3 protein-coding genes are annotated in these 3,774 nt (G+C 56.8%); 1 reads left to right on the forward strand and 2 read right to left on the reverse strand.

Translation table 11 applies throughout. The annotated features are described in order from the left end of the window. Together ptsP and AQS70_RS08225 are read right to left on the reverse strand one after the other, a co-directional pair. A partial coding sequence (ptsP, locus tag AQS70_RS08220; RefSeq protein ID WP_055102363.1) for a phosphoenolpyruvate--protein phosphotransferase occupies positions 1–2,227 on the reverse strand: 2,227 nt, incomplete at its 3' end. 21 nt (positions 2,228–2,248) lie between these two features. After that, positions 2,249–2,728: an RNA pyrophosphohydrolase gene (locus AQS70_RS08225; protein WP_055102365.1), complete on the reverse strand. Its 480-nt coding sequence runs from the start codon at positions 2,726–2,728 to the stop codon at positions 2,249–2,251. Positions 2,729–2,872: 144 nt separating this feature from the next. Between AQS70_RS08225 and AQS70_RS08230 the strand changes: the two genes are divergently transcribed. Next, entirely contained in the window at positions 2,873–3,529 is a 657-nt protein-coding gene (locus AQS70_RS08230) for a histidinol-phosphatase (RefSeq protein ID WP_055102364.1), read from the forward strand. Positions 3,530–3,774 lie beyond the last annotated feature (245 nt).

A 3,774-nucleotide genomic window follows, 5' to 3' on the forward strand; every position in this document is an offset into this window, starting at 1 on the left:
TCAGGGCCAACTGCACGGTGCTACGAATGACTTGCGGGTTGTCGATGGTCATCACTTCGGCCAGCAGCTCTTGGGCGCGGCTCAAGCTGACTTGACGCAACATCCATTTCACTTTCGGCAGGTTGGTGGCGTTCATCGACAAACTGTCGAAACCCATTGCCGTCAACAAGATCGCCGCCGCAGGATCACCGGCCATTTCGCCGCAGATACTCACCGGTTTGCCTTCGGCATGTGCGTCACGTACCACGGCTTGCAAAGCTTGCAAGACCGCCGGGTGCAGGTAGTCATACAAATCGGCCACCCGCGGGTTGTTGCGGTCCACCGCTAGCAAGTATTGGGTCAAGTCGTTAGAACCCACCGACAAGAAGTCCACCTGACGTGCCAGCTCTTTGGTTTGGTACACCGCCGCCGGGACTTCGATCATCACCCCTATCGGTGGCATCGGGACATCAGTGCCTTCGTCACGCACTTCACCCCAGGCACGGTGCAGCAAGTGCAAGGCCTCTTCGAGCTCGTGGGTGCCGGAGATCATCGGCAGCAAGATACGCAGGTTGTTCAGCCCTTCGCTGGCCTTGAGCATCGCCCGGGCCTGCACCAGAAAGATTTCTGGGTGGTCGAGGGTCACGCGGATCCCGCGCCAGCCCAAGAACGGGTTGTCTTCTTTAATCGGGAAATACGACAGTGACTTGTCGCCGCCAATGTCGAGGCTGCGCATAGTCACCGGTTGCGGATGGAAGGCGGCGAGTTGCTCGCGATAAATCGCTAACTGCTCCTTCTCGCTCGGGAAGCGCTGGTTGATCATGAACGGCACTTCGGTGCGGTACAGACCTACGCCTTCTGCGCCACGTTGTTGCGCACGCGCCACGTCAGCCAGCAAGCCGGTGTTGACCCACAGCGGCATACGGTGGCCGTCTGGGGTGATGCACGGCAATTCGCGCAGGGCGTCGAGGCCTTGGGACAGCTGACGTTCTTCTTCGACAACGTCTGCGTATTGCTTGCGCAGTAAGTCGCTGGGGTTGGTGTACACCTCACCGTGGTAACCGTCGACGATCAGTTGGATACCGTCGACCTTGGAATACGGCAGGTCAACCAAGCCCATCACGGTGGGAATGCCCATCGCCCGGGCCAGAATCGCTACGTGGGAGTTGCCCGACCCCAACACCGACACCAGACCGACCAACTTGCCTTCTGGCACCTCGCCAAGCATGGTCGCGGTCAGTTCTTCGCTTACCAAAATGGTGTTATCGGGGTAGACCATGGTTTGCTGGCGTTCTTGCTGCAAGTAAGCCAACAACCGACGCCCCAGGTCACGTACGTCTGATGCCCGCTCACGCAGGTAGTCGTCGTCCATGAGTTCGAAACGGTTGACGTGATCAGTCACCACTTGGCGCAGCGCGCCTTGGGCCCATTGACCGGTCTTGATCACATTTTTGACTTCACTGCCCAGCGATGCATCGTCGAGCATCATCAGGTACACATCGAACAACGCCTGTTCTTCAGGCCGCAACTGCGTGGCGAGCTTTTTGGACACCGCTCGCATGTCGTTGCGCACGCCCTCAAGCGCGGTTTTGAACAAAGCTATTTCAGCAGGAATGTCAGTGATGGTTTTGTCCGGCACCACGTCCAGATCGGCCGGGGGCAGCATGACCACTGCCGTACCCACCGCCGCGCCGGGCGAACCGGGTACACCGACAAACTTGGCTTCTTGAATCCCTTTACCTTGACGGCCCAAGCCACGAATCGAGCCGGTGGCTTCGGCGTGGGCAATAACGCCCGCCAACTGTGCGCTCATGGTCACGAGGAAGGCTTCTTCGCCTTCATCGAACTGGCGGCGTTCTTTTTGCTGAATGACCAACACCCCCACCACACGACGGTGGTGGATGATCGGCGCGCCGAGAAAGGAGGCATAGCGTTCTTCACCGGTTTCGGCAAAGTAGCGATAGCGCGGGTGATCGGCGGCGTTTTCGAGGTTCAGAGGCTCTTCACGGGTGCCCACCAGACCGACCAGGCCTTCGTTGGGCGCCATGCTGACTTTGCCGATCGAGCGCTTGTTCAAGCCCTCAGTGGCCATCAGCACAAAACGATTGGTCTCTGGATCAAGCAAATAGACCGAGCAGACCTGGCTGCCCATGGCCTCTTTGACGCGCAACACAATAATCCCCAACGCCGCCCTGAGATCTTTGGCGGCGTTAACTTCCTGGACGATCTTGCGCAGCGTATTGAGCATGGCTCGGGGTCGAACTCCGTGTCAGGTGCGCGTTAAAAGGCGCGGTGCAAGCTCTTTGAGCGCGCGACGGTAGACCTCGCGCTTGAATGTCACCACCTGGCCTAACGGATACCAATAGCTGACCCAACGCCAGCCATCGAACTCCGGTTTACCGGTTAAATCCATCCGCACCCGCTGCTCATTCGAGACCAGGCGCAGTAAAAACCACTTCTGCTTCTGACCGATGCACAGCGGTTGGCTGTGGGTTCGGACCAGTCGTTGCGGCAAACGATAACGCAACCAGCCTCGCGTGCAGGCGAGTATTTCAACATCTTCGCGTTCAAGGCCAACTTCTTCGTTCAGCTCGCGGTACAAGGCGTCTTCTGGCGTCTCATCAGGGTTGATACCGCCCTGTGGAAACTGCCACGCGTCTTGATTGATACGGCGAGCCCAGAGTACCTGTCCGGCATCATTTGTCAGAATAATCCCGACATTAGGACGGAAACCATCGGGGTCGATCACGGCAACAACCTCGCAAACGCATGTCGCCGCATTGTTCCACAAAGGTTGTGAAAGCAGCAACGCACCGTCCTACCTTATGTGCACTCTTGTGAAAAGACCGTATTCTTGAGGCCTTTTTAATAAACATTTCAGCGAGTAACTTCAATGCGTCTGGCTTTATTCGACTTGGATAACACCCTTTTAGGCGGTGACAGCGACCACGCATGGGGCGATTACCTGTGCGGACGTGGCATTCTCGACGGTGCGGCCTACAAAGCCCGCAACGACGAGTTTTACCAGGATTACCTAGCCGGCAAGCTCGACAATGCCGCCTATCTTAATTTCAGCATGGAAATTTTTGGTAAACATGACATGCGTCAACTCGATCAATGGCACCGCGAATTCATGCGCGACTGCATTGACGCACTGATGCTGCCAAAAGCGGCACAGCTATTGGCCAAACATCGTGAGGCGGGGGATACGCTGGTCATCATCACTGCGACTAACCGCTTTATCACCGCACCGATTGCTAAAAAGCTGGGCGTGGAACACTTGATCGCCACGGAATGCGAAATGGTAGAGGGGCGTTACACCGGACGCAGCACCGATGTGCCGTGTTTCCGTGAAGGCAAAGTGACCCGCCTGAATCGCTGGATCGAAGAAAACGGCTACAGCCTTGAAGGCAGCTATTTTTACAGCGATTCGATAAACGACTTGCCGCTGCTGGAGCAAGTAACGCACCCGGTGGCCGTCGACCCAGATGAAAAGCTTCGTGCAGAAGCCGAGCAACGCGGCTGGCAGGTGATTTCACTGCGCGATTGATACTGAACTGCGCCCAAGATGTTGGGGCGCAGACCACAACCGCGTAGGAGCTGCCGAGGTACGAAGGCTGCGATCTTTTGATCTTTAAAAGCTCGCAGCCTGCGGCAGCTCCTACGGGGTGGACTGCCCCCAAAAAGTTGGACACATATCCAACTTTTTGGGGTTTCAACATGAGCAAGTACACAGAGCAATTTAAGCTCAACGCCATCAAGGCTTATCTTGATGGCACTAAGGGTCTACGGACG

The organism is Pseudomonas endophytica (assembly GCF_001411475.1).
Taxonomy (GTDB): domain Bacteria; phylum Pseudomonadota; class Gammaproteobacteria; order Pseudomonadales; family Pseudomonadaceae; genus Aquipseudomonas; species Aquipseudomonas endophytica.

Bases quoted from the DNA above. Each gene is read 5' to 3' on its own strand.
- AQS70_RS08230 (WP_055102364.1), top strand. From the start codon at position 2,873: ATGCGTCTGGCTTTATTCGACTTGGATAACACCCTTTTAGGCGGTGAC.